We start from the raw sequence: 25372 nt of genomic DNA on the forward strand, positions 1-25372 counted from the left end.
TCTATTGTTTGTTTTTTACGTGCTTAATGGCATCGTGAATTGCCGCAATAAGCTCCTTTTTATCCTCACTGGTCTGTGAGAGCAACCACTGCAGCTGGGCGGTTGCATGGTCGTCCCCGATTTTTCCCAGGGATTTAACCGCCGTCAGTTGAACCTGTGCATTCTCATCATGCAGCAGCGAGATCAAAATATTACAGGCCTCATCCGTGTCTGAGGCCCCACAGGCCGCCGCAAGCGCAAGGCGCGTCTCGTCGCTGCCATATAAAAACTTATTCTTTAATTTCTCCCATTTCTTCTTTTCAACTAATTTTTCTGCTTTTAGCATTACATCCGACATAACAAACCCCTCTTTCAATTTATTTTATATATTAACAATAATTTATATTTATATATAAAAACAATTTATTTTATGAATATTATGTAAACTTATCAATTTTTGCTACAAAACAAAGCATTTTGTTCACAAAAAACCGGAGACAATGATATTTATCATCATCTCCGGTTCTTAACCGTCTTATTTATCCTGTGCCCATAATACAATTTTTTCTGAAGCACATGTTTTTTTCATATCTATCAACCGCTGATTCGAGGAACCGCGAAACTGCAACGTAATGTCTTTCAGTTCCTCTATAAAGGCCCCATCCACTAACACGTCAAGCTGGTGAAGCAATGCATCGGTGTAAGCGCAGTAATTCCTTCCCCCAGGGGCAAGGTCCTGTTCCAGAGTCCCCCCGGTGTAGCACCAAATTGTTTTGCCTGGGTAGGCGCTCCGCACCTTTTTTAAAAAGGGTAGAAGGGCCGCTTGGTTCTGCGGCTCAAAGGGCTCGCCGCCTAAAACAGTAAGGCCATTGATAAACGGCGGCTGTAACGCCGCCAATATTTCCGCCTCTGTTTCCCCGGTAAAAGGCCTGCCGTAGTCAAAAGCCCAGGTCTCCGGATTAAAGCAATTTCTGCAATGGCGGGTACAGCCGGATACAAATAAGGAAACTCTGACACCGATTCCGTTTGCAATATCCGTCTTTTTAATTTCTCCGTAGTACAACGGCTTCCCTTCTCCCTGTCTTGATTAAGCCAGCAATTCGTCCAGCATAACGTCAAAGGCCTTGAGCGTTTCCGGCTTTACGGCAGATTTGATCGTAACCGTTTGGCCGCAGATTTGAATATTTTTCATTTCCTCCAGAATTGCCCGCATACATTTCGCCGCAGTAGGCGCCCAGCTGCCGTTTTCCACAATTGCAACCCGGCGGCTTTGGTAGGCCTTAGCCTTCAGCTTACGCAGAAATGTCTCCATACACGGAAAAACGCCCGCATCATAGCTGGACGCCGCCACAATCATACGGCTATAGCGGAAGGCATCGCTGACGGCTTGGGCCATGTCGTCCCGTGACAGGTCCGCAACAGCGATATGCTGAACCCCCCTGGCCTTCAGCTTTTCAACCAGCAGCTTCGCGGCGTTTTTCGTATTGCCGTGAATGGAAGCATAAGCCACCAATACACCCTCATCCTCTGCTGTATAGCTGCTCCAAATATTGTATTTCTCCAAGTAAAAGCCCAAATTTTCCTTTAAAATCGGGCCATGGAGCGGGCAAATCATCTTGATATCCAGTGCCGATGCCTTTTTGAGCAGCGCCTGTACCTGTGCGCCATATTTACCGACAATGTTGATATAGTAGCGCCGGGCTTCGTCCGTCCAGTCCTCGTCCGTATCCAGGGTGCCGAATTTACCAAAGCCGTCAGCCGAAAACAGAATTTTTTCATGCTGCTCATAGGTAACCATTACCTCCGGCCAATGCACCATGGGCGCCATAAAAAATTGCAATGTGTGTCTACCAAGCGCAAGCGTGTCGCCCTCTTTGGCTACGACCGTGCGGCCGGACCAATCCAGCGTAAAAAACTGGCCAAGCATGGTAATTGCCTTTGCGCTTGCAACAATCTTCATCTGCGGATATTTTTCAGCTAAGGCCTGAATATTCGCCGCATGGTCCGGCTCCATATGAGAAACCACCAGATAGTCCGGAACCCGTCCGTTCAATGCAGACTCCAAATTTTCCATCCATTCGCGTGAAACCCGGTGATCCGCCGTGTCCATGACCACCACTGATTCATCCAAAATCACATATGAATTATATGAAATTCCATGGGGAACCAGATATTGGCTTTCAAACAGGTCGATGGTTTTGTCGTCCACACCGATGTATTTGACCGACTCCGAAATCATAGTGTCTCTCATAGAAGCACTCTCCTTTTACTTTTTACGATATCTAAAACCCGGCTTTCGCCGGTTTTATTACAGATGCAAAACCCGTTCCTTAATCTCCTGTGTACGCCCCTGGTTCCAGAACTGGGTACCGATGTAGCCGCACGTCCGGCGCGCAACATTCATTTTATCCTGGTCCTGGTTGCCGCAATTGGGGCATTTCCACACCAGCTTTCCATCGTCCTCAACAATTTGAATTTCACCGTCAAAACCGCATACCTGGCAAAAGTCGCTCTTTGTGTTGAGCTCGGCGTACATGATGTTGTCATAAATAAACCGAATCACCTGCAACACCGCCTCCAGGTTATTCTGCATATTGGGCACCTCAACATAGCTGATGGCGCCGCCGGTAGAAAGGGCCTGGAACTGTGCCTCAAACGCCAGCTTTGAAAAAGCATCGATCGGCTCAGTGACATGAACATGGTAGCTGTTGGTGATATAAGCCTTATCCGTCACGCCCTCAATAATGCCGAATCTCTTTTGCAGGCACTTGGCAAACTTGTAAGTGGTGCTTTCAAGCGGGGTTCCATAAAGGCCGAAGCCAATGGTGGTTTCCGCCTTCCAGCGCTCACAGGCCGCATTCATATATTTCATTACTTCCAGGGCGAAAGGCGTTGCGCTGGGGTCTGTATGGGATTTTCCGGTCATATAGCGCACACATTCACACAGGCCGGCATACCCCAGCGAAATAGTGGAATAGCCGCCATATAATAGTTTATCAATTGGCTCGCCTTTTTTCAAGCGGGCAATTGCGCCATATTGCCAGAGAATGGGCGCCGCATCGGAAAGCGTCCCTTTCAGGCGCTCATGGCGGCACATCAGCGCACGGTAGCACAGATCCAGGCGCTCGTCAAAAATTTTCCAGAAACGCTCCATATCCCCGCCGGAGGACAGCGCCACATCCACCAGGTTCAGCGTAACAACCCCCTGATTGAACCGCCCATAAAATTTATAGCTGCCGTTTTCATCCTTCCAGGGGCTCAGGGCACTGCGGCAGCCCATGACAGGGAAGCAGTTGCCTTCCTTCAGCTCTTTCATCTTCTTTTCGGAGATATAATCCGGCACCAGGCGCTTTGCCGTACATTTCGCAGCCAATTCCGTCAAGTAATAGTATTCTGTGCCGGGAGTAATATTATCCTCCTCCAACACGTAAATCAGCTTCGGAAAAGCCGGCGTTACCCAAACGCCCTTCTCGTTTTTAACGCCTTCATAGCGCTGCAGCAGCGTCTCCTCAATAATCAGCGCAAGGTCGCGCTTTTCCTGCTCGTTTTTAGCCTCGTTCAGGTACATAAACACGGTAATAAAAGGCGCCTGCCCGTTGGTGGTCATCAGGGTAACGACCTGATATTGGATGGTCTGAACGCCGCGCTTGATTTCATCCCGCAGGCGCCGCTCTACAATACGAGAAACCGCCTCTTCATCCACCGTAGCGCCCAGTTCCTCGACCTCTGCCAAAACCTGCGCCCGCACCTTCTCCCTGGAAATCTGTACAAAGGGCGCTAAATGCGTCAGGCTAATGCTCTGGCCGCCATACTGGTTGCTCGCCACCTGCGCCACAATCTGCGTGGCAATATTGCAGGCCGTAGAAAAGCTATGCGGCTTTTCTATCAACGTGCCGGTAATCACCGTACCGTTTTGCAGCATGTCCTCCAGGTTGACCAAATCACAGTTATGCATATGCTGGGCATAATAGTCGGTGTCATGAAAATGGATGATGCCCTTTTCGTGTGCATCGGTAATCTCCTGCGGCAGCAGAATACGCCGGGTAATATCACGGCTCACCTCGCCCGCCATGTAATCGCGCTGAACGCTGTTGACCGTGGGGTTTTTATTGGCATTTTCCTGCTTAGCCTCTTCGTTATTGCACTCAATCAGGCTTAAAATCTGATTATCCGTCGTATTGGACTTGCGCACCAAGGTACGGTTGTAGCGGTACTTGATATACCGTTTTGCAACCTCGAAAGCCCCCTGCGCCATAATCTGATTTTCCACAAGGTCCTGAATCTCCTCCACAGACGGGGCCCGGTTCATCTGTTGGCACTGCTTTTCGACCGAATCAGCAATTGTCAGAATCTGCTCCTTTGCCAGTTCCCTACTGCTTTCGTCCGCGTTATTAGCCTTGGTGATTGCAACAATAATTTTAGAAATATCAAAAGCCGCTTCAGAGCCATTTCGCTTAATAATTTTCATACCGCAAATTCCCCTTTTTATAATCTTAAATTTATTCTACTACAAAAGCAGCTTTATTACTGTTGCATTTGCAACAAAAATAAAATATAATACAAAATGAGGTATTTAATCAATATTCATTCAACTATATATAGGAGGATGTCCATGTCTAAAACAAGCATATTTCAAGGGATATCCGCAAGTGAAAAGCAGGCGCTGCTGCTCTGTTTCCAGCCACAGCAGCGCACCTATGCCGCGGGCGAGACCATCCTGACCTATACCCCTGCTTCGCAACGCCTCGGCATTCTGCTGAGCGGCTCCGCAACCCTGTTTTGCATCGATGCCGACGGCCAGCAAACCACGTTGGAGCTACTTGCCGAAAACGATGTATTCGGCGAGGTATTTTTACTGCCCACCGGCCGCATGGCCTACTATGTAGAAGCGCATGAGAGGGCGTCCGCGCTCCTGATTGACCGCCGGCGCCTGACTCAACGCTGTGAGAAGGCCTGCCCGCACCATAGCCTTTTTTTAAGCAACCTGCTGCAAATAGCGGCAAGCAAGGCGCAGGCACAGGCAATCCACATCAATATTTTGAGCCAGCGCTCCGTTCGCAAACGCCTCCTAGCCTACTTTGATATTCTCAGTCAGCAAAGCCGCGGCACAGTCTGCCTGCTGCCCATGTCATACAGCGCACTTGCCGAATATATCTGTGCCGACCGAAGCGCTATGATGCGCGAGCTAAGGAAGATGCGGGAAGAACATCTCATTGAAACCGAAGGCCGAACGGTACGCTTATGCCGCTAACGCCTCCTTACCGCGCGTATAACGCTGCAACGAGCTTCCCTGAGCGATCAGCGGGGTCATAAGCCTGCCAGGCAAATACGCATCGATCTCTCGGGTCTACATAAATAACCTGACCATACATCCCCGCGCAGTGGTAAGCGCTGCTTTCTCCCCCTAACCGCCAAAAACTGTAACCATAGCTTGAACCGGATTCCAGGCCAACCTGGCTTGCCGTAGCTTTGGCAACCCAATCCTCGGAAAGCAACCGGCGTCCTTCCCACATTCCTCCGTTTAAATAAAGTGCACCAAAACGCAGCATCTCCTCAGTTCGGATAAATAATCCTGTTGCGCCCATCGCATGGCCCCGCGGGCACGTTGCCCAGCCGGTCCCTTGAAAGCACAATGGATTAAACAAATTTTCAAGCAGAAAGTCCTGTAATTTTTTCCCGGAAACCGCGGCGACAATTCGGGACGCCAAATAGTAATTGGAGTCACTGTATACCATCTTTTCACCAGGGCGGTAAACAAGCGGCGCTCGGAGTACCATTCGCAGGAAATCACCGGTGGGATATTGGCGAATATCCTCCACATCAATATCCAGAAAACCGGAGGCAATTCCAATTGTCTGTGCCAATACATGCGCAACCGTAACAGCCTTCCAATCTTCCCCGCAATCCGCCGGATAATCCTGGTGGAAGAGCTCATAAACGGATGTATCAAGCGGCAGCAGCCCCCTGTCGTACAGCATGCCTACCGCGGTTGCAGTGAAATTTTTAGAGACGGAATAAATATTATTACAGCAGTTGGCCGGATGTATGCAGCGGGTTTCTGTCTCCCCAGCCCGATAATGCGAAACCGTATAAACCGGGATTTCCTCCTGCTCAATGAGCTTTAACAGTTCGGAAAAAAACATCTGTTTCTCCTCACACCCGCGCTACACCGGAGCTGCGCGCCGCTTCGGCAACCGCATGGGCAACCGCCGAGGCAACTCCTTTATCCAAGGCGCTCGGCAAAATGTAATCCACCGTCAGTTCATTCGCCGGCACATAATCGGCTATGGCCCGCGCCGCCGCCTGCTGCATATCGTCGTTGATGTCTGTGGCGCGGGCGTCCAGCGCCCCCCGGAAAATACCGGGAAACGCCAAAACATTATTGATTTGGTTCGGGTAATCGCTGCGTCCGGTTCCGACAATCGCCGCTCCGGCCGCTTTGGCCTCGCCAGGCAGAATTTCCGGCACAGGGTTTGCCATGGCAAAAACCATCGGGTCCCTATTCATCGACCGCACCATTTCCGCGCTTAAGACGCCCGGAGCAGACACCCCCACAAAGAGATCCGCACCCTGAACCGCGGCAGCGAGTGGGCCGGAAACCCGGCGGGGATTTGTGATGGCCGCCAGCTCCTGGTGGGCCTTGCTCAGCCCGGCCGCTCCATCTACCAATGTTCCCGCCCTGTCGCACATAATCATTTCCCCTACGCCCATTTTCATTAAGAACATAGCAATCGCCGTACCGGCGGCGCCAGCGCCATTGATAACCGCTCTTACTTCCCCCGGCTTTCGCCCCGTCAGCCGGCAGGCATTTAAAAAGGCCGCAGCCACCACAATGGCTGTACCGTGCTGATCGTCGTGAAAGACCGGAATATCACAGCACTTCTTCAAGCGGCGTTCCACCTCAAAGCAACGCGGGGCGGAGATATCCTCCAAATTGATTCCGCCAAAGCTGCCGGCCAGCAGCGAAACCGTGCGGACAATATCATCCACTTCCTTTGAACGAATGCACAGCGGAATCGCGTCTACACCGCCAAATGCCTTCAACAGGGCACACTTTCCCTCCATTACCGGCATACCGGCCTCCGGTCCGATGTCGCCCAGCCCTAAAACCGCCGTACCGTCCGTCACTACCGCAACTAAATTGGAACGGCGTGTCAGCTCGTAGCTCTTATCCGGGTTCTTTTGAATTTCCAGGCAAGGCTGCGCCACCCCCGGTGTGTAGGCCAGAGAAAGGTCGTCGCGCGTCTCCAGGGGCGCCCGGCAAACCACTTCTATTTTACCCTGCCATTCTTTATGTAAGCGCAATGATTCGGCCGCATAATCCATATCCATTTCCTCTTTCTGTATTGTAAATTAGTGCTATCCAAGCCACTCCCAGCTGCATGTACTTGGAGGAATGTGGAGCCTCTGTTTATTATTATACCTTTCCTTCTTTTTCCTTGCAAGATCAGAATATCTCGGGAGCAACAGGCTCTTGTTCCCTTTATGAATGGGATCGGCTTTAAAATCAGCCGCGGATCTGGCGATATTTTTTGATATTTGCTATTGACCAATTCCATTATTTTCTCTATTCTATATATAAGCAGCATAAATCAGCAAACAATTTATATGAAAAAATATAGAAATTTCAAAAATTGCGTCGAAAGGAAGAATAAATAATGGACAAAGACAGTCAGGAGCAGCTCTCCAACATACTCGACCTCCTCTATAATATTGACGACAACCAGGTCTTGATATACCGTAAGCTCCAGTCAATTCACGATGACATTGAAGCCATTAAAAAATATTTACAGCTATCTGAAACCCATGAGGAGTAATAATTCTGTGGACTGATTATAAAAGCCCCCAGTTGTAGGCGTTATCCTACCGCTGGAGGCTTTTACGGTATTTTTATGCTTTCAGCTCCAACAGCCTCGCAGACAGCAGACGAACCTGCCCGCCCGCCACAAACAAGGCTATGTCCTTGCCCTTGGGCTCATACATACGGGCACAGAGCGCATAGGTGTCGTTGACGTACAGTACGCAGGCGTCGCCGTCTACCAGCAGCGTCAAGCGAAGCTCTTTTTCCGCTTCAATACAAACAGCACGGTTAAGCCCTTTTTCATTGGAAATCCATGCCATTTTTCTAAACTCCAAAAGCCCTTCCTCCGGCAAAAACTCATATTTATAACCGGCTTTGCTTTTTTCATCTTGGCCCAAATAAACCCCAAACTGCCGCGTTCCTTCCTTGAAACGAAGAGTCAAATCCACCCGGTAGGCGCCACACTGTGGGGCAAACAGCCTCAGGGCCTGCCTGCCCTCCACATTTTGAAGCTCGGCGGCCCCCGGGTACTCTGCTGCCGTCTGCCAGATAAAGTTCAAGCTTTCCGGCAATTTGCAGCCAAGAGTCCCGTCTCTCTGCTGAACCAGCTGGTGCACCACTAGATTGCCGCCCCATTGCCAGTTTCCTTCATCCTTATTTCCCTCCCGCGTCGGCAGCCAGCCGAACAAATAACGACCGGCTCCGTCGGAGGCCGTCTTAGCCGCATAAAATGCCCGGCCATCAAAAACATCGTCGCCCGGCATATGCCAAGGGCCGTTGGGCGTTGGCGCCATGACATAACGCGTGGCATATTGGTCGGAATACTCTGAAAAAACGAGGTACCACCAATCACCCATTTTAAAATAATCTGGGCATTCATGAGTATGGTAAAGGTTTGGCGCCCAGAAAACGCCGTCATCACGCCAGGTTTTCAGGTCCTCGGACACATAGCGAGCGGTAAAGCCCGCGTAAAGCTCTTCCCCATTTTTGCGGCTTACCGTAAGCATAACATAATTTTTCTTCGCTTCATCATAGTAGACAAAGGGGTCCCGGAAATGGTGATGGTCATACTGCTTTGCCGGGATGAGGGTGTCCTCCGGCGCCTTTGTCCAATGTTCCAGGTCGTCGCTTACCGCGTGCATCACGGCCTGCTGGACACCGCCCTTTTCCTCCAGATAGGGAGTGTTTCCGGTATAAAAAATATGAAATTTTCCTTGGGCGGCAATTACACTGCCGGTAAACACACAGAGATCCTGATCTTCCCTGCCGCCCCGCGGAATCATCTCCCCCGCATCCTCAAAATGATAGAAATCCTGGGTTTTCACCTTAAACCAGGGGATTCCTTCCCCGTATTTTTCCGCATTACGCCAATCCTTTAAATAGAACAGATGGAAGGTTCCCTCCCAGAAGAAAGGGATATAATCCCCCGACACCGCGTCCTCCGGTTTATAAAACAAACGGTACACCTTGCTGCCTCCTCACCATTTTAGAAAGCCGCTTGAAGCATCCCCACCCTGACCCCCGCGGTATTCCGGCAAATCATACTGCGGCGCCATATGCAGAGCCCCGCAGCCTGGTTCCTTTTTTCTGTCAGAGCCATTCGGAATGTCTTGAAGGCTTTCCTGGAATTTGCTGCTATTGTACCGTTTTGTAAAATGCTTGTCAATGCCTGAAAGTCTCTATTTAGCAAACTTTATCAAGAATATTTGAAGGCTGCCAAAGGGGAAGGCGGCGGCTGTATATTTAACCGCAAAAAGGCCCGGTATTCACTGTCTTTCAAACAGATAAATACCGGGCCTTCCTAAATAATGAGCCGTGCTAACCGTGCCGGTTTTTCAGCCGTTAGCTTCTGCCGCGCACGGATTACTTTGCCGCCAGCCTCTTTCTGCGGACAAGCAGATAAGCGGACAGCCCACCGGCTAAACCAAGCGCCAGAACCGCTACCGGTAACGCCGCGCTTTCGCCGGTCTGATGATTTTCCCCGCCTTCTTCAGGCTTCGAGTCTGGGTCAGACTCGGGGGGAACCAGTTGTTCAAGCTTCTCAACCGTTAAGACGTAATCGGCGCCCTCGGTAATGGGCAGAACAGCATAACCATTCTCATCAACCGCTACCGGGTCCATCTTAACAAATTGGTTCTTTTCTGCATCGTAGCGGTAAGCATAGAGCGTTTTTCCGGCATATTTTTCGCCAACCAAAACCGTTACGTTGGCCTTGCCCGGCAGCTTGCCCTGATGCTCAAACGAAACAATAACCGAATTATCCTTATCCGGCAGCTGATCCGTAATAGCAGTGTTCCCAGCATTTACGGTTACCTTCAGCGCTACATCAATGCTGTCATCTGTAATATCCAGGCCATTGAAATACCAGGAATACGCCAGGCCCTCTGCGGAATTCGCGTTGATTACAAGCTCCTTGTCAACACCCTTCAGCGCCGCAAACACTCTTGCTTCCACTGTGCCCGGGTTTTCAGCATCGACCTCTGTGACAACCTTATTGGTAACTTCGCTCTGAGCAGCTCTCTTTGCGGCAACCTCGAGCTTGTCATTATGGACAGAGCCTTCCTCTGTGGCGGGCACTTCGACGGTCTCCTGCTCTTCCTGAGCCTCATCCGCGCCGCTGAACACATAGTTCAGGCGTCCATAGGGAGCAACATCGCCATCCTCATAGAAGGTCCAAATATCTTGTTCTTCCTGATAATTGTCCGCCCACTTAAACTGCAGATCCAGCGCGTCGACTAGGTCAGTACCAACATCCAGCAAATCGCGCGGAACCGCAACCATCAGTTGGTTGCCTTCGACCTTCATGTCTACTGTAGCAACCTTGGCCCAGTTCTCCCCGTCATATTTTTCCAGAACAGCCTTGCCGCCTTCCGGGGCTACACGGTTCAGTACATAATCATAGCCCTTCCAGTTTGCATGCTTTTCACTGCCGGTGTTCAAGAACAGGGTCATCCAGTGGTCTCCTGCCGGTTTAGTAATGTCGTCAACCGTGTCAACATAGAAATAGAGGTTGTCAAAATCTCTTGCGACCTTCATGTTTTGAATGTCATTGCGTCCGGTGGTGTTCTTGTACTCAAGCTCACCAAACCCCTTCGCATCGCGGTCTGCCGTATCGCCTACATAGTCCTCATAATTTGCGGTAATTTTGGCGCTGTTCCATTGGTCAAAGCTGCCGTTCACATCAATGGTCTGGTTTTCTCCAACATCAACCTTTGGATCCGTGCCCTTATACTGACGGATATAATCCATCATCTGCATATAGTAGTTATCGCCATATCCGCCCTTCATAGGCTCTGCGTCACGGCTATTGTTCTGGTTTGCACAGTCCACAAAGAAAATCGGTTCATCCTTCAAAGCCGTCGGTTGACGCTGTGCCACCCATTCGTTCCAGCCGGTGACAAAAATCATCTCCGGATCCTTGGAAATGGCATACTCCCACTGCTCCGCGAAGTTATAGCCCATATTGACGGCACCGTCCGAAATGTCGTTGGCGCCGTCATGCCAGCTTCTGGTACGGTCGTTGGCACCGTACCAAGCTGTCGCGCTGAAGCGTGTGGTGGTGCTGTGCTGCGCAATGGACACGTTCATGACTTCACGTCTGCCATTCAGTCCGTAAACAGAGCTATCCGTCAGAGAGCGGCTGAATTCCATCCAAGGGAAACCGTCATCCTTTCTGGATTCATTCGGCCATTGGTTAGCCTTGATGCGGAAGAATTTTTTGATGGTCTTGTTTGCGTCGGATTCATTCCCGATAATCAACGGCTTACCGTCCCAATTAAACCAAAGCTTTTCATACTCCGGATGTGCCTTATAAATTTCATTATAAATGCGTTTCATGGTGTCGCCGGAGGAGGAATTGGTATAAAATACAACCTGCGGCACATCCCAACCCTGCTTTTGGTATTCATCTAGGATTTTCATCAGCTTGAGTGCCTGAGCAGTATAAGTAACCGCATTCGTTGTGTCGAACACCAGGAAGTCTACGTCCGCGTCGGTGAGCATCTGGACGTGCTTGCGCATAACCCACTCATCGTCCGAGGTGTAATAACCAAAGAGGGGCTCCCCCCAGAAGTGGTGGGCACCCACAGGGCCTCCGCCAGCCTTTAACCAATTTTCCTCTGACTCCACGGCGCCCTCTACCTTTTCGATCTTACTGTTGTCATAGGGGCCGCCTGTTCCATGCTGGCCTTGCCAGAGGAAATAGAACACGCCGACGAAACGATCGCCTTCTCTGCTATTGGGAACGGTGTCGTTCATCGGTAGCTCACGGTCCAGGTCGTCCACGCCAGCCAATGAACCATTTACCTTCGAGAAATTTTTGCTGGTGGATATTGCACCATCCTTGCGTACAAGGTTGTCAATAGCAGCATAAATAGCCTCTGCATACCCGTCAACCGTATCCTGTTCTGTTATTCTCTTATTCCAATAAATCGCCTGTTGGGCCTGCCTGAGCTCAGCCACGCTTTCTGAGGTATAAACCGTCAGATCACCGGGAATTTTATCCAGCGCAGAATTGACATCCCAGTAGTCGGCCTCTTTTAATTTCAACAGCTTAAAGGCGCTTTCTACCGCCGCAATCTGTCCGTCAATTTTTTCCTGCTCGTCGGCTGGCCGGTCATACTCTACTTTGGCCAGGGCTTCCTCAAAAGCAACGATCGTATCGTCCGTATAATAGGAATGATCCACGACCTGCTCAAGAATTTCCTCCAACTTACTATAATCGGCCATCTGAATTACACTGAGTGGCCGCTGGCGCAGAACCTGCTTTTGCGCATTCAGCAGACAAATTACATAATCCCCCAGCGGCAGCTTAGCAGCGTCGCCCTCAAAGGTAAAGCTCTGAACCTTATCCGCCGCGCCGGCCTCTTTGCGCAGGATAGGCTCCGCCGTTGCGGGGTCCTCACCCTGCTTGAAAATGCCGAACCAGTCGCCGTCTGCCGTATCCAGGTATGAAACGTCAATCTGATCGCCAATATTGTAAACGGATTTGTCGATGACAAAGTTTGCGCCCTTGACAAATTCATAGGCTTCTGCCTCTTCGCGCGTCTTAAAGAACGCAATATATTTCAGGTCAAATGTGTCGCCTTGCTTGGACGTATTTTTTACTGTATTCAAGCGGAACATCTCAATTGTTCCCGACCAAGTCTTATTGACAATTTCGGTGACAACCGTGTTCCATTTACCGTCGCACACCTTGGTAAAGCTCTCCGAGGTATTGCCGCCCAGCGGCGTTTCGTCCGAACCCCAGAAATAAAGGCTGGTAGTGCCTTTGCTTTCCGTTCTGTACATCATTTTTACAAATTTATAGTCAGAACTAAAAGAGCGGTCCCCCAACGTGCCCATAAAGAAAGGGTCATCCTTCCCGTCCGCATTGGTAAACTCATAATATGAGCCTGAGCCGTCCTCGGCATTTTCTACAAAGCGGAAGGTCTGGTGCCCATCCGCATCGGTCGGCGCCGTCCAGAAAATGCCTTCTTCCGCCTCCTTGCTTTCTTTCATAATTTCCTTTTCGGTAAAGTCAAACAATATAAAATCGTCTGTCAACGCCGAGGCCGATGACAGCGGCACCATACCGAATAACAATGCAAGCGTAAGGCAAAGCGATAAAGCCTTGCTCATTTTTTTGAACCTTTTCACTGTATTCCCCCCGTTAAATCTAATTCCTGCCTCTAACAACTCCAAAGCTATATTTTGCCGCCATCCCCTCCTTTGATTGTTCCAACGATTTGGAACGCCGTTCTAAAACCCCACCCAAAATCAACGTTCATTCTGCGGAACATCGATCCCACAGAATTTTTATAGCTTATGATGAATAAATTGCCTCCCCCTAAAAGCTGCTTTTCATTACAAGTGGGATTATCATCAAAAAATAATGTACACTTATATCATAAATTTGTCAAGCTTTTTAAATAGAAAAAAATTCCATATTTTATTGATTTTTCTGCTGAGAAAAGTCAACAAAATATGGCGTACACTGAAAAAAATGTTATTATTTGTGGTATTTACCGTTTCTATTGATCTGAAACGCCCGATAAATTTGTTCGCACAGCATAACGCGGGCCAGCTGATGCGGGAAAGTCATGGGCGACATGGAAAGCCGCTTCTGTGCCGACGCCTTCACCCCGGGACTCAAGCCATAGGAACTGCCGATGAAAAACACCAGCTCGCTTTTCCCTGCCAGTGCCGCTGCCGCAATATCCTCCGCCAGCCCCTCCGAGGAGTCCAGCTTCCCCTCAATACATAACGCGGCCTTGTAAGCCTCCGCATTACCGGCCCGGGACAAAAGCCGTTCCCCTTCCTCTTCCAAGGCTCGTTCAATTTGGGCCGGGGCAGGGTTTTCGGGCAAACGGCTCTCCGGGAGTTCTATAATTGTAAATTTACACCACGCGGAAAGGCGTTTCGCATATTCATCGCAGGCCTCGCGCCAGTAGCGCTCCTTTAATTTTCCTATACATAAAACTGTAACCTTGATCATAAGCGGAATTAAAAAATCGTTACCTTTCCCGCCGTGTTCTCTCTGGGGGCAACCGACAGCTGAAAGTCCACCCCACTCTGAAAGCCATTCATTGTCAGCGAGCACAGCGCAGTCTGATATGCCAAATCGGGCGTGTTGTTCTCCTTACTCAAATGCGCCAGAAAAAAACGTGCCGTGCCGTTTTTCAGCAGGCCGCAGAGCTCCTGCGCGCAGGATTCATTGCTCAAATGGCCTGTATCCGACAGAATACGCCGCTTCAGCGGGTAAGGATAGGGGCCGTTTTGAAGCATGCCGACATCGTGGTTGGATTCCAGCACCACCAAATCCGACCCCTGTACCGCCTGCCGTACAGAGTCGGACATAAACCCGAGGTCCGTCGCCACAGAAAGCGTCCTGCCGTCCTCCGTCGTAATTCGGTACCCTATGCTTTCAGCACTGTCATGGGAAGTCCGAAATGCTTTTATGTACATACCGGCGCACTCGACACCGCCGCCCGGAAAGGGGACCGCCTTTGCCACCCCATTTAAGCAGCCCATGCGTTCCATCTCTGCAAGCGTTCCCGGGGAGGCGAATACCGGCAGGCGATTCTTGGAGGCAAACACGCGGACGCCGTTGATATGGTCGGAATGTTCATGTGTAATAAAAACCGCCTGAACCGCCCGAAGCGGAATCCCACAAATATCCAGCATTGTGGTCAGCTGCTTTGCACTTTTACCGGCATCAACCAAAATACCATAATCGCCGGAACCAATATAATATGAATTTCCGCTGCTCCCACTAAAGAGCGGGCAAAAACGAGCCACTAAAGCAAACCCTCCTAACAAAGAAAAAAGGGGAACCTATTCCCCTCTCAAAAGCCCTGTATTATATAGCACGCGGGATTGCAGGTTCCGGAACACTGAGCCGTTTTATATCCGCCCCTAATGCCTGCATTTTTTCCACAATGCATTCATAGCCGCGTTCAATGTGAAAAATATCCTCAATTTGCGTCACCCCATGCGCGCATAAGCCGGCAATCAACATGGCAACACCTGCGCGAAGGTCGGTAGCCTTCACCGGCGCGCCGTTGAGATGCTCCACACCCTCAATAACCGCCAGATGCCCGTCTACCGAAATCTGCGCGCCCATTCGCTTAAGCTCCTCAACATAGCGAAAACGGTTGTCAAAAATACTTTCATTGACAATGCTTGTCCCCTGAGCGATTGAGAGCAGTGTTGTAATCTGCGGTTGCATATCCGTGGGAAAACCGGGGTGCGGCATTGTCTTGATATTGCACTTATTCAGCGTGCCGCTACGGACCACCCGGATGGAGTCATCGTATTCCTCCACGGTTACGCCCATCTCCTCCAGCTTGGCGGAAATAGACTCCAAATGCTTGGGGATCACATTGCGGATGAGAACGTCCCCGCCGGTCGCTGCGGCCGCCACCATGTAGGTGCCTGCCTCTATCTGGTCTGGAATAATGGAATAGGTGGTTCCGCCCAAATAGCTGCAGCCGTGAATTTTAATTACATCCGTTCCAGCGCCGCGGATATCCGCCCCCATCGAGTTCAGGAAGTTCGCCACATCGACAACATGCGGCTCCTTCGCGGCATTTTCAATGACCGTTGTGCCCTGGGCCCGAACGGCTGCCAAAATAATATTGATGGTAGCACCCACGGAAATAATATCCAGATAAATGCTGTTGCCCTTTAATTTCTCGGCGAAAATATCAACCATTCCGCCCTCTAAGCTGTATTTAGCCCCCAGTGCGGTAAAGCCCTTCAGGTGCTGATCGATTGGACGGACACCAAAATTGCAGCCGCCGGGCATGCCGACCACCGCATGAGAAAAACGCCCGAGCAAAGCCCCCATCAGGTAGCTGGAACCACGCGACTGCCGTACCAGCTCATACGGCGCCACATGCGTTTTTATGGTGGTTGGATCAATTTCAATGGTCGAACGGTTTACAGTACGCACCTTCGCACCCATATCATCCAAAATACGGACAATGGAAGCCACATCTGTAATATCCGGTATATTCTCAATACGGCAGATGCCGTCGCACAAAACAGACCCGCAGACGATGGCCAGGGCCGCGTTTTTCGCACCGCTGATGCTTACTTCCCCATGAAGCCGGTTACCGCCATTGATTACAAATTTATCCAATGCTACACGCTCCAATCTATATCAATCACACGTTACTATTATAACAAAAAAACATGAAATATTTATTCAGAGAACAAATTTTATAAAACGAATAAAATCCGTGATATTAGCAAAAAAATCGTGGCGCTCTTATGCAAGATAGCTCTATAAAGCATAATACAAACCCGCATAAAAGTCAACAGCTTAATGCGGCAGGCATCCCCTATCGCAAGCGGGAAAAGCTCCATATACATGCTGGAAAATTATCCCATTACCCTACATACTGAAGCGGGTTTTGCAAGGCGCCGTTGACCCGGACCTCAAAATGCAGATGCGCACCAGTTGAGTTGCCGGTGCTGCCGACCAATGCAATGGTCTGGCCCTTTGCCACCTTATCCCCCACAGACACCAGCAGCCGGCTGCTGTGGGCATATAAGGTTGTCATGCCGTTTCCATGGTTGATAATAATATAGTTTCCATAGCTGCTGTGATAGCCAGCCGTTGTAACAACACCGCCGTCGGCAGCAACAATGGGCTTTCCAGCCGCCGCACCGCCGGAAATGTCAAGCCCGGTGTGAAAGCTTCCCCAACGGTATTCATAATAGGTAGTAATTATACGAAGGGACGGTGTAGGCCAAATCAAAAGCCCGCTGCCTATTCCCGGCTCATATCCGGTAGGCCGTTTCTTCGTACCCGTTACCACCACTTTATCGGTGGGCTCACTGACAACCACCTCGGAAACCTTTTCCCGGTTCACCTCTTCGCCGTCGATATAGGTAACGCGATCCGTCTGCTCCTTGACGCCGTTTACCCCCTGAACGCGCACCGCCGTGTAATCGGTGTACTGGGAATCGTCATTTTCCGTGACCGTGGAATAGGGGATTTCCTCCTCATAGGTTTCTAATTTTGTCACCTCTACCTCGAGCATCTTCTTTGGAATGTTAACCATTAATATATTGCCCGGCTGCAGCTCCTCCTCTGTTAAACTCGGATTAATGGTACGCAGCTCCGTCTGAGATAAGGCAAAGCTCTCAGCGATGTTGTCAATGGAGTCGTTCTCTTGAACCTTATAAGCTCTCGGAGAGAGGCCGGTCCCCTGAAGCATTGCGCTGAGCTCATTGCTGCTGATAAAGGCCGACGTCGGGAATAGGCCGGTCGTTGTCTCAATATGCTGTGCAAACTGCGCCTCGGCCTTGGAATCGCCCTGCTTGGCCTCCTCCAAAATTTCGTTCAAGATGTGGTTTAAATCCGCGCTGCTCTTCACTACGCCGACAATTTTTCCATCGACAGACAAGCCCGTCCCCTCTGCAATAATGCCGTCCGACTGCTCAATAATAGCATCGCAGACAGCCGCCGCACTGGTGTAGGCGCTTTTGTCTGCGGCTACAAGGGAGAAAACCGGGGTCAAAGAAACCGCGGCCTCCGCATCCTGAGGCGCTGCATGAACCATGCGCGCATTGACCATATCTGTCGCAGCATCGAATGTGCTTTCGTCCTGTATAACGCCAACCTGCTCGTCGCCGTAACTCAGCAGCAGCCCAAACTCCAGGCCGCTCCAGTACTGAACGGTAAAAAACAGGGCTATCACGGCTGCCGCCGGCGCTGCCACATTGATGATTGCCCAAAACACCTTGCGGTGGCGAACCATGCTTTTACTCACAACGCTGAAAAACTCTTCCATCATTTGCAAAAGTCCGAAGGAGCGAGCCTTTTGCAGACGGGCCCTTGCAATTTTTAGCCCTTCACCGAGCGCCCTGGATTCAGCCTTAAGCCCGGCGATCCAACGTCCGGTGAGGCGGTTCAGCCAAAGGCCTATAAACATCCATAAGGGGCGCAGCTTTTTTTTGAGCCAGCGGCCCAGTTTTTTCAAAACGCGAACCGACTGCACCCCGACAATATAGAGAAAACGCGAGAGCCGCGTCAAACGAGCGCCCCCGTTATTTTGTCCTTCCTGTTTCATTTTCTCCTGTCTTTTCATGCCAAATAACTCCTTTAAAAAGACTGGTTACAATTTTGTAACCAAACTTAAATTATTATAAAACATTTTTTTGTATTTTGCAAGCGCCGTTTCTTCTGTTTTAACCTATGGAAGAGGATTATGTGTATAAACTTAAAACGCCCGTCCAACATTGTGCCGCCAGCTCATTTTCCAGCCGTGATTTAGGCGCCGGATTTGACATATCTGTCCGTTTTATTTTAGGCCTTCACGCCTGTTCATCCCCGCAAAAAATAAACGCAAAAATCCGGCCAAAAAATTTCTTCGACCGGATTTTAGCTTTTATTTAATAAATACGTCAATTTATCTCGTATTTAAACTATTTAATTCTGATATTGTAATTGTTCAGGAATCCAGTGCTCAATAATTCCTATAAATTTCCTTGCCTGACGAGTCGCATCCGCCAAGTCGTGCTCCAGGTAATTGCCACACTCCTCCGGAGTCGTCCCCGGTACGGGGCCCGCGTAGGCAGCAATTTTGCCAAAAATCTCCTGAATCAGGGCAATGGCCTGCTCATGGGAAAGCCCGGTTACCAAAAAATAAAAACCTGTGCGGCAGCCCATCGGGCCAAAATAAATGACATGGTCTTTTTCCGCCGAATTACGTGCAAACGTTGCAAACAGATGCTCGATGGTATGCATGGTGGGGTTGGGCAAAAAGGGCGGGCAGTTGGGCCTGCACAAGCGAATATCATAGGTCACGACGTCATGGTCAATCCGCGACAGATAAATCCCCGGCAATAGCTTATTATGATTGACGCAAAAACTGGCAATTCTCTCCATAGCTGTTTTCTTCCTTCCATCTTTAATCAAAAGGGATATTCTGAGTCAGCCGTTCAAAATCAGTGCAGCCCGGCAGTTGTTCTATCATGGCGAGCGCCTCCGGCACCGCGCTTTCATAAAGCTCAAAAAAGCTCGCTGTCTTTACAGGGCCGTCTTCCGGCGGCCAATGCCACTCCGCCTGCTGCAAATTGGCATAATCCACATCCTCTTCGAGCATCCCCCGCATATGGCAGGAGATTACCCGCCTCTTTTTCCGCCGTTCAAAACGCTCGACCAAACTTTTTTTCAGCCCTGTTCTGTCTGTTAAAAGGCCAAAAATTTTCCGGCAGTCCTGCGTTGCCTGGAACAACTGGGCCTCCGTCTTGTTCAGGCCGAAGAGCTCTGCCAATACTGCCCGGTAGAGAGCGGCAATGCCATGCTGCACCGGCACATCGCCGGGTACCGTTTTCTTTAGGGAAAATTCCGTCGGCAGAGCGCCCTTCTCGTAGCGGAGCGTAATCACATCCAGGGCAGACTCCACCTGATTATGAAAAATATCCTCCGTTTGCTCCGGCTCCTTTGCCAGGAGAGCCCGGGCTTCCCACTCAATAAAAGGGTGGCATCTCCGATCTAAAACATAATGGCAGACAAAGCCGTAGACATAGGAACGCAGCAGCTCAGCATGCTCCCCAGACGGTATATTCCGCCATAGGGCCTCCAGTGTTCTGGACGGAGGCTCCTCGTGCAGCCTGCCGCCAAGCGGCTCCAGGCTCTCACCCTTTTGCCACGGCAGATAGCGGTGGCTAAAAAGAAAATCCGGCCCCTGGGCGCCCCATATAAAAGCGTGCTCATTCAAAACCAATGCCGAATCCTTTTTCCTCCAGGCCTCCCATACCCGCCGGGCATGTAAATAATGCGTAATAGCCGCCGGCATCTTATCCCCCCTTAATAAAAATATAATACGGCCGACACAATCCGTTCCCCTGCATATGTCGTCTGCCGCTATAGAAAGAGATCGCCGCCGAAAATAAATTTTTCGGACGGCGATGCCTTCACTTATGTTGTTTCACCCAAAGAACCGGCAGTAACACGGCGGTAAATCATCTCAACCGCATCTTCCAGGCTCAAATCCTCTTTCAAAACGGTTTCAGCAATGATGGTAAGATAATCCCGCTCTCTCCACCATCCACGCATTTCCGTCTCACCAAAATCAAACCGATTTGGTTTAGTCCTGTGCCTGCGCAGCGTTTCTTCAAAAGATAGCTCATAAAAATAGGCAAAGATATTGGCGCCATATTCCTCCAGAGCTGTTTGAAACAGCCCATGGTACTGGACGGAATCCAGAATTCCCTCCAATATGGTAACCGCTGAATGCTGTCTGCCATATTTCAGCAGGTTTACCATCAAGGGCAGCGATTTCTCCTTTCCCTCCTGGCCCCACACATGCAGGATCTGCATGCGAATCATATCGTGAGAAAGCAGCATCGTGTTGGGCCCAAGCTTGTCCTGAAGCGCCTTTGCTACAGAAGTCTTACCGCTGCCGGAATTGCCTCTTAGAATAATCAGCTTTGACATCCTGGCTATCCCTCCTATAGTAATGCTGAAACCACTTAGAACCCAGCCGGTGAAAAGTGAACGCACTTACCTTAACAAAAAATCATTCATTTAAAGTACTTTCGAAAGGAAGTCCTGCAAACGTGGATTTTTAGGATGGGCAAAGAAGGTGTCCGGGTCGGCCTCCTCCAGTACCTTTCCGTCATCCATGAATAAAATCCGGGTTGCCACCTCACGGGCAAAGCCCATCTCATGCGTAACCACTACCATGGTCATGCCGCCATTGGCAAGCTCCTTCATAACCTGCAAAACCTCGCCCACCATCTCCGGGTCCAGGGCGCTGGTCGGCTCGTCAAACAGCATAACGTCGGGCTCCATGGCCAATGCACGCACAATGGCAATGCGCTGCTTCTGGCCGCCGGAAAGCTGGGCCGGGTAGGCCTGCGCCCGGTCTGAAAGCCCTACGCGCTGAAGCAGTTCCATCGCCTTCTTTTCCGCGGCTTCCTTACTCAGCAGCTTCAGCTGAACCGGGGCCAGGGTGATGTTCTGCATAACGGTAAGATGTGGGAACAGGTTAAAATGCTGAAACACCATACCCATTTTACGCCGCAGCCGGTCTGCATCGCATTTTTTGTCTGTCAGGTTCTCACCTTCAAACCAGATTTCGCCGCTGGTAGGGACCTCCAGTAAATTCAGACAGCGCAGAAATGTCGACTTTCCCGAGCCGGAGGGGCCTACGACAACCACCTTTTCCCCTTTATCGATCTCCTGATTGATCCCCTTGAGGACCTCAATGTCTCCATCCACCGTATGGAAGGTTTTCTTTAAATTCTTAACGCTTATCACTCTTACGCAGCCTCCTCTCCAAAACGCCCAGCAGGAAGGTCAGAATGATGACGATTACTAAGTAAATAACAGCCTCGGCATAAAGCGGGTAACTGCTGTAGGTCGTGTTGCGGATGGAATCCCCGCTCTTTACCAGCTCAGCCACGCCGATGTAACCGGCCACCGAGGTCTCTTTTAACAGCGCAATAAACTCATTGCCAATCGGCGGCAAAATATTTTTCAGGGCCTGTGGAAAAATAATTTTGATCATGGTGGTTCTGTAGGGTAATCCCAGCGAGCGCCCGGCCTCCATCTGCCCTCTATCCACAGACTGAATACCGCCGCGGATGACCTCTGCCACATAAGCGCCGGAATTGATGCCAAAGCCAATCATTGCCGCCGTCAAGGAGCTGGTACCGGAGGATAGAATGGAGTAGTACAGAATCAACAGCTGAACCAAAACCGGCGTTCCGCGGATAATGGTTAAATACAAGGTTGCAACGGCATTCAGTATTTTAAGCAAAATATTGGGCTTTGCACTGTTGGTATAAGACACCTTAATCAGTGCAATAATGGTACCAATCGCCAGGCCGATCAATATGGCGGCCAGCGTAATCAGCACCGTATTGCCCAAGCCGCTGAGTATGGTTTTCCAGCGGTCATATTTTATAAAGTTTGTAAAAAACTCATTGCCGAAGCCCTCGAAAAACTCGAGCATGGCCTTCCCTCATTTCTTACATCAATATAAACGGAAAAGCAGGGCGGCAAGCCGTCCTACTTTTTCTTTATTCCTCTGCCGTAGATTATTCGCCCTCAAGAACGCTCCTGTACTGGTCAATCAAAGCATCCAGCTCGCCGTTTTCCTTCATTTCCTTCAGGACTTCGTTGATAACCTTCAGCGTCTCGGTGTCACCCTTCTTTACAGCGATGGCGTAATCCTCCTGGGTCAGCGCGTCCTCCAGCTTTACCACGTTGTCGCTGTTGCGCTCAACCAGCTTGGTCGCCGGGAAGTCGTCGATGACAACCGCGTCGATACGGCCCTTGATCAGGTCTGCTACCGCTTCCATACCAGTGTTGTAGCGAACGGTCTCGCCAACCTGGATGTCGCTTGAGCCATCCTCGTTCTTGCAGAACTCATCACCCGTCGTGCCTTCCTGCACGCCGACCTTTTTGCCCTCCAAGTCCGTACGGCTCTTAATATCACTGTCCTTCAAAACAATGATGGACTGTGTCGCCACAAAATAAGTATCTGAGAAGTCAACCTGTTCCTTCCGCTCATCGGTGATGCTGATGCCAGCTGCCGCAAACTGAGCTTTTCCAGACTGAACCTCTGTAATAACCGTCTTGAACTCAACATTGTGAATTTCCAGGGTCTTACCCATCTTTTCAGCAATTTTATTGGCGATTTCAATATCGATGCCCTTATACTCGTCGCCTTCCATATACTCGAAAGGCTCAAACCCCGCATTGGTCGACATGATAACCGTTCCGCCCCCGGCTGCATCGCCGGACTGCGTGCCGCTGGCGGTATTGCCGCCGGAGCAGGCTGTCAAACCTGCGGCCATAGCCGCGGCCAAAAACAGTGCCGCAATTTTTTTACCCATTTTCATATTAGATTCCTCCTGATAGCAATCTTCCGTTTGAGTTGACTGTATTATATCGCATATTTATTCAAATATCAAGCATAAATATACAACTTTATTGAATTTATCTATCCTGTCTGAATTTCTAATCATTCGCTGCAAGCGTTTGGATGTTTTTTACACCCATTTTCTTCAAAAGCTCCTTAAAATCGTCGGGAAAGGAGCCGATAATCTCCAATTCCCGCCCGGTTACCGGGTGGGTTAGCTTCATCCTGCCGCAATGCAGGGCTTGTCTGCCTATCCATTCTGTACGGCCGCCGTAAAAGTCATCCCCCGCCAACGGGTGCCCCGAAGAAGAAAAATGCACCCGGATCTGATGCGTACGCCCGGTTTCGAGTCTGCAAGCCAGCAGAGTGAACCGGCCGTCATCTGCCAGGGCCCGCCAATGAGTAACCGCCTGCTCGCCTGCTCCTGCATCACAAGCCTCTCGCTGGACAGTGTGCCCCGGCTTGACGCGAATGGAGGCGGTAATACTACCCGCTCCCCGCATGCAGCCCTCACATACCGCATAGTAGGTTTTTTCTATATTTCCCGCCAGGCAGGCCGCTGCATATGCATTTTTAGCCAAGACGACAAGCCCTGTCGTGTCCTTATCTATCCGGTAAACCGGCCGAAAGGCAAACCGCTCGCCCGTTGTACGGCAGTAGGAGCCTATGGCGCCGCAAAGGCTGGCATCGTGGCCCGGCCGCGCGTACATGGGAAGCCCCGCCTGCTTGTTTATGACAAGCAGGTCTGCATCCTCATAGACAACAGCCAGGGGCGCCGGAACCGGGTCGGGAATCTTGCCATCCTTCGGCAGGCAAAGCCTGACACAGTCTCCTGTGTGCAAAATTTGCAAAACCCTCGCATGCAGGCCGTTTACCTGAATGCCGCCGGGCACTTGCTTCAGAGCGGTTAACAGGCGTGCCGACAGCGCACAATAGCCCCGCAGGAACCCCCGCAGCTTCACGCTCTCATAGGAAGGCGGTACCGTAAACTCTAAAATTCTCAACAAGTCCCCCTCCTTCAGTCTCGACGGCCCATAAAAACAGCAGGCAATTCTCCTCGCTACGAGCAGACCCGCCTGCTGAATTAAAAACGTTCAGACCCTGTTGACGCTTACTGAACCTCTACCGTCCATCCAAACTCATCTTTGACCTTCCCCCACTGGATTCCGGTCAATGTATCGTAGAGCTTTTGAGAAACCGGGCCGATCTCCCCCTTGTTGATCTCCATCACCACATCGCCCCATTTCAAGTGGCCAATCGGAGAAATAACCGCCGCGGTACCGCTGCCAAAGGCCTCCTTTAAGCGACCCTCCTGCGCTGCCCGCGCCACCTCATCAATGGAGATTTTGCGCTCGGTAACCTTCATCCCCCAATGCCGCATCATATCGATGCAGGACATTCTTGTAATTCCAGAGAGGATGGAGCCCTGCAGTTCCGGTGTAACCACCTCGTCATCAATGACAAAGAAAACATTCATCGTGCCGACTTCTTCAATATATTTGCGTTCCACGCCGTCCAGCCAAAGCACCTGGGTATAGTCCTGCTTTTCCGCTTCGTCCTGCGCTTTCAGAGAGGCTGCATAGTTGCCTGCCGTCTTGGTATAACCCATGCCGCCGCGCACCGCGCGCACATAGTTTTTCTCGACATAAATCTTAACCGGGTTCAGCCCTTCCGGGTAATAAGCGCCTACCGGACAGCATATCACCATAAACATCAAGTGGTGAGCCGGATGCACGCCGACATGCGGGTCCACACCGATGATAAACGGACGAATATAAAGCGAAGCCCCCTCACCGGAGGGAACCCAATCCCGGTCAATGGAAACCAGCTTTTCAATTGCCTTCTCCGCAAACTTTTCATCGATCTGCGGAATGCAGAGGCGGTCGTTTGAGACATTGAGCCGCGCCATATTTTTATCGGGGCGAAACAGCAGAATACGGCCATCCACCGCACGGTAAGCCTTCATTCCTTCAAAAACAGACTGCCCGTAGTGCAAGCACATTGCGGAGGGCTCCATCTCAATGGGGCCGTATGGAACAATTCGCGGATCATGCCAGCCCTGTCCCAAATCATAATCCATAATAAACATATGGTCCGTAAAAATCGTACCAAAGGGCAGTGGGGCCCCGGGCGCCGGTTTTTCCTTGGGATTCTTCGTTAATTCTACTTTGATTTCCTGCATGATGAATGCCCTCTTTCCTAAGAATAAACTAATCTTATCATT

22 protein-coding genes are annotated in these 25372 nt (G+C 50.5%); 2 read left to right on the forward strand and 20 right to left on the reverse strand.

Features of this window, described 5'->3' with window-relative positions:
- Position 1: 1 nt before the first annotated feature.
- The 4 genes from DPQ25_RS02040 to nrdD all read right to left on the reverse strand — a co-directional run bounded on the left by DPQ25_RS02040 (position 2) and on the right by nrdD (position 4447).
- Positions 2-337: a HEAT repeat domain-containing protein gene (locus DPQ25_RS02040; RefSeq protein WP_112331505.1), complete on the reverse strand. Its 336-nt coding sequence runs from the start codon at positions 335-337 to the stop codon at positions 2-4.
- Positions 338-514: 177 nt separating this feature from the next.
- Positions 515-1042 carry an anaerobic ribonucleoside-triphosphate reductase activating protein gene (gene nrdG, locus DPQ25_RS02045; RefSeq protein ID WP_112331506.1) on the reverse strand — a complete coding sequence of 176 codons (528 nt, stop codon included), beginning with the start codon at positions 1040-1042 and terminating at the stop codon, positions 515-517.
- Between the two features lie 24 nt (positions 1043-1066).
- A complete protein-coding gene (locus DPQ25_RS02050; protein ID WP_112331507.1) occupies positions 1067-2230 on the reverse strand; it encodes an FprA family A-type flavoprotein in 1164 nt (387 codons plus the stop codon).
- Positions 2231-2287: 57 nt separating this feature from the next.
- Positions 2288-4447, reverse strand: a complete 2160-nt coding sequence (gene nrdD / locus DPQ25_RS02055) for an anaerobic ribonucleoside-triphosphate reductase (protein WP_112331508.1) — start codon at positions 4445-4447, stop codon at positions 2288-2290.
- 144 nt (positions 4448-4591) lie between these two features.
- Here nrdD and DPQ25_RS02060 point away from each other — a divergent pair, with 144 nt between their 5' ends.
- The gene (locus tag DPQ25_RS02060; RefSeq protein WP_177576792.1) at positions 4592-5230 is read left to right on the forward strand and encodes a Crp/Fnr family transcriptional regulator; all 639 of its coding nucleotides are present in this window, start codon (positions 4592-4594) and stop codon (positions 5228-5230) included.
- Positions 5231-5237: 7 nt separating this feature from the next.
- Here the strand turns inward: DPQ25_RS02060 and DPQ25_RS02065 are convergent, their stop codons facing one another.
- Together DPQ25_RS02065 and DPQ25_RS02070 are read right to left on the reverse strand one after the other, a co-directional pair.
- Complete coding sequence (locus DPQ25_RS02065) at positions 5238-6122, reverse strand: serine hydrolase domain-containing protein (RefSeq protein WP_112331510.1); 885 nt, start codon at positions 6120-6122, stop codon at positions 5238-5240.
- Between the two features lie 10 nt (positions 6123-6132).
- Positions 6133-7305 carry an NAD(P)-dependent malic enzyme gene (locus DPQ25_RS02070; protein WP_112331511.1) on the reverse strand — a complete coding sequence of 391 codons (1173 nt, stop codon included), beginning with the start codon at positions 7303-7305 and terminating at the stop codon, positions 6133-6135.
- Between the two features lie 332 nt (positions 7306-7637).
- On the opposite strand from DPQ25_RS02070, the gene DPQ25_RS14570 reads away from it, so the two are divergent.
- Positions 7638-7796 (forward strand): hypothetical protein, encoded by a 159-nt coding sequence (locus DPQ25_RS14570; RefSeq protein WP_177576793.1) that lies wholly within the window; start codon positions 7638-7640, stop codon positions 7794-7796.
- A gap of 73 nt (positions 7797-7869) precedes the next feature.
- Here the strand turns inward: DPQ25_RS14570 and DPQ25_RS02075 are convergent, their stop codons facing one another.
- The 14 genes from DPQ25_RS02075 to DPQ25_RS02145 all read right to left on the reverse strand — a co-directional run bounded on the left by DPQ25_RS02075 (position 7870) and on the right by DPQ25_RS02145 (position 25330).
- On the reverse strand, positions 7870-9246 hold the full coding sequence (locus DPQ25_RS02075) for a family 43 glycosylhydrolase (RefSeq protein ID WP_112331512.1): 1377 nt from the start codon (positions 9244-9246) through the stop codon (positions 7870-7872).
- 397 nt (positions 9247-9643) lie between these two features.
- Positions 9644-13417: a glycoside hydrolase family 71/99 protein gene (locus tag DPQ25_RS02080; RefSeq protein WP_112331513.1), complete on the reverse strand. Its 3774-nt coding sequence runs from the start codon at positions 13415-13417 to the stop codon at positions 9644-9646.
- A gap of 352 nt (positions 13418-13769) precedes the next feature.
- Positions 13770-14255: a 23S rRNA (pseudouridine(1915)-N(3))-methyltransferase RlmH gene (rlmH, locus tag DPQ25_RS02085; protein ID WP_112331514.1), complete on the reverse strand. Its 486-nt coding sequence runs from the start codon at positions 14253-14255 to the stop codon at positions 13770-13772.
- Positions 14256-14263: 8 nt separating this feature from the next.
- Positions 14264-15058, reverse strand: a complete 795-nt coding sequence (locus DPQ25_RS02090; protein WP_112331515.1) for an MBL fold metallo-hydrolase — start codon at positions 15056-15058, stop codon at positions 14264-14266.
- Positions 15059-15119: 61 nt separating this feature from the next.
- On the reverse strand, positions 15120-16403 hold the full coding sequence (locus DPQ25_RS02095) for a UDP-N-acetylglucosamine 1-carboxyvinyltransferase (protein WP_112331516.1): 1284 nt from the start codon (positions 16401-16403) through the stop codon (positions 15120-15122).
- 250 nt (positions 16404-16653) lie between these two features.
- Entirely contained in the window at positions 16654-18360 is a 1707-nt protein-coding gene (locus tag DPQ25_RS02100) for a M23 family metallopeptidase (RefSeq protein WP_112331517.1), read from the reverse strand.
- A 341-nt stretch (positions 18361-18701) separates the two neighbouring features.
- Complete coding sequence (locus tag DPQ25_RS02110) at positions 18702-19160, reverse strand: S-ribosylhomocysteine lyase (RefSeq protein WP_112331519.1); 459 nt, start codon at positions 19158-19160, stop codon at positions 18702-18704.
- A 22-nt stretch (positions 19161-19182) separates the two neighbouring features.
- Positions 19183-20073, reverse strand: a complete 891-nt coding sequence (locus tag DPQ25_RS02115; protein WP_112331520.1) for a zinc dependent phospholipase C family protein — start codon at positions 20071-20073, stop codon at positions 19183-19185.
- 122 nt (positions 20074-20195) lie between these two features.
- Positions 20196-20714, reverse strand: coding sequence for a zeta toxin family protein (locus DPQ25_RS02120; protein WP_112331521.1), 519 nt, complete (start codon positions 20712-20714; stop codon positions 20196-20198).
- A 90-nt stretch (positions 20715-20804) separates the two neighbouring features.
- Entirely contained in the window at positions 20805-21539 is a 735-nt protein-coding gene (locus tag DPQ25_RS02125; protein WP_112331522.1) for an amino acid ABC transporter ATP-binding protein, read from the reverse strand.
- A complete protein-coding gene (locus tag DPQ25_RS02130) occupies positions 21526-22236 on the reverse strand; it encodes an amino acid ABC transporter permease (protein WP_112331523.1) in 711 nt (236 codons plus the stop codon). Before DPQ25_RS02130 ends, DPQ25_RS02125 begins: the two co-directional genes overlap by 14 nt.
- Positions 22237-22321: 85 nt before the next feature.
- Positions 22322-23128 (reverse strand): transporter substrate-binding domain-containing protein, encoded by an 807-nt coding sequence (locus DPQ25_RS02135; protein WP_112331524.1) that lies wholly within the window; start codon positions 23126-23128, stop codon positions 22322-22324.
- Between the two features lie 118 nt (positions 23129-23246).
- Positions 23247-24152 carry an RluA family pseudouridine synthase gene (locus tag DPQ25_RS02140; RefSeq protein ID WP_112331525.1) on the reverse strand — a complete coding sequence of 302 codons (906 nt, stop codon included), beginning with the start codon at positions 24150-24152 and terminating at the stop codon, positions 23247-23249.
- A gap of 107 nt (positions 24153-24259) precedes the next feature.
- A complete protein-coding gene (locus DPQ25_RS02145) occupies positions 24260-25330 on the reverse strand; it encodes a branched-chain amino acid aminotransferase (protein WP_112331526.1) in 1071 nt (356 codons plus the stop codon).
- Between the last annotated feature and the right edge of the window lie 42 nt (positions 25331-25372).

It is taken from the genome of Hydrogeniiclostridium mannosilyticum (genome assembly GCF_003268275.1).
GTDB classification, from domain to species: Bacteria; Bacillota; Clostridia; order Oscillospirales; family Acutalibacteraceae; genus Hydrogeniiclostridium; species Hydrogeniiclostridium mannosilyticum.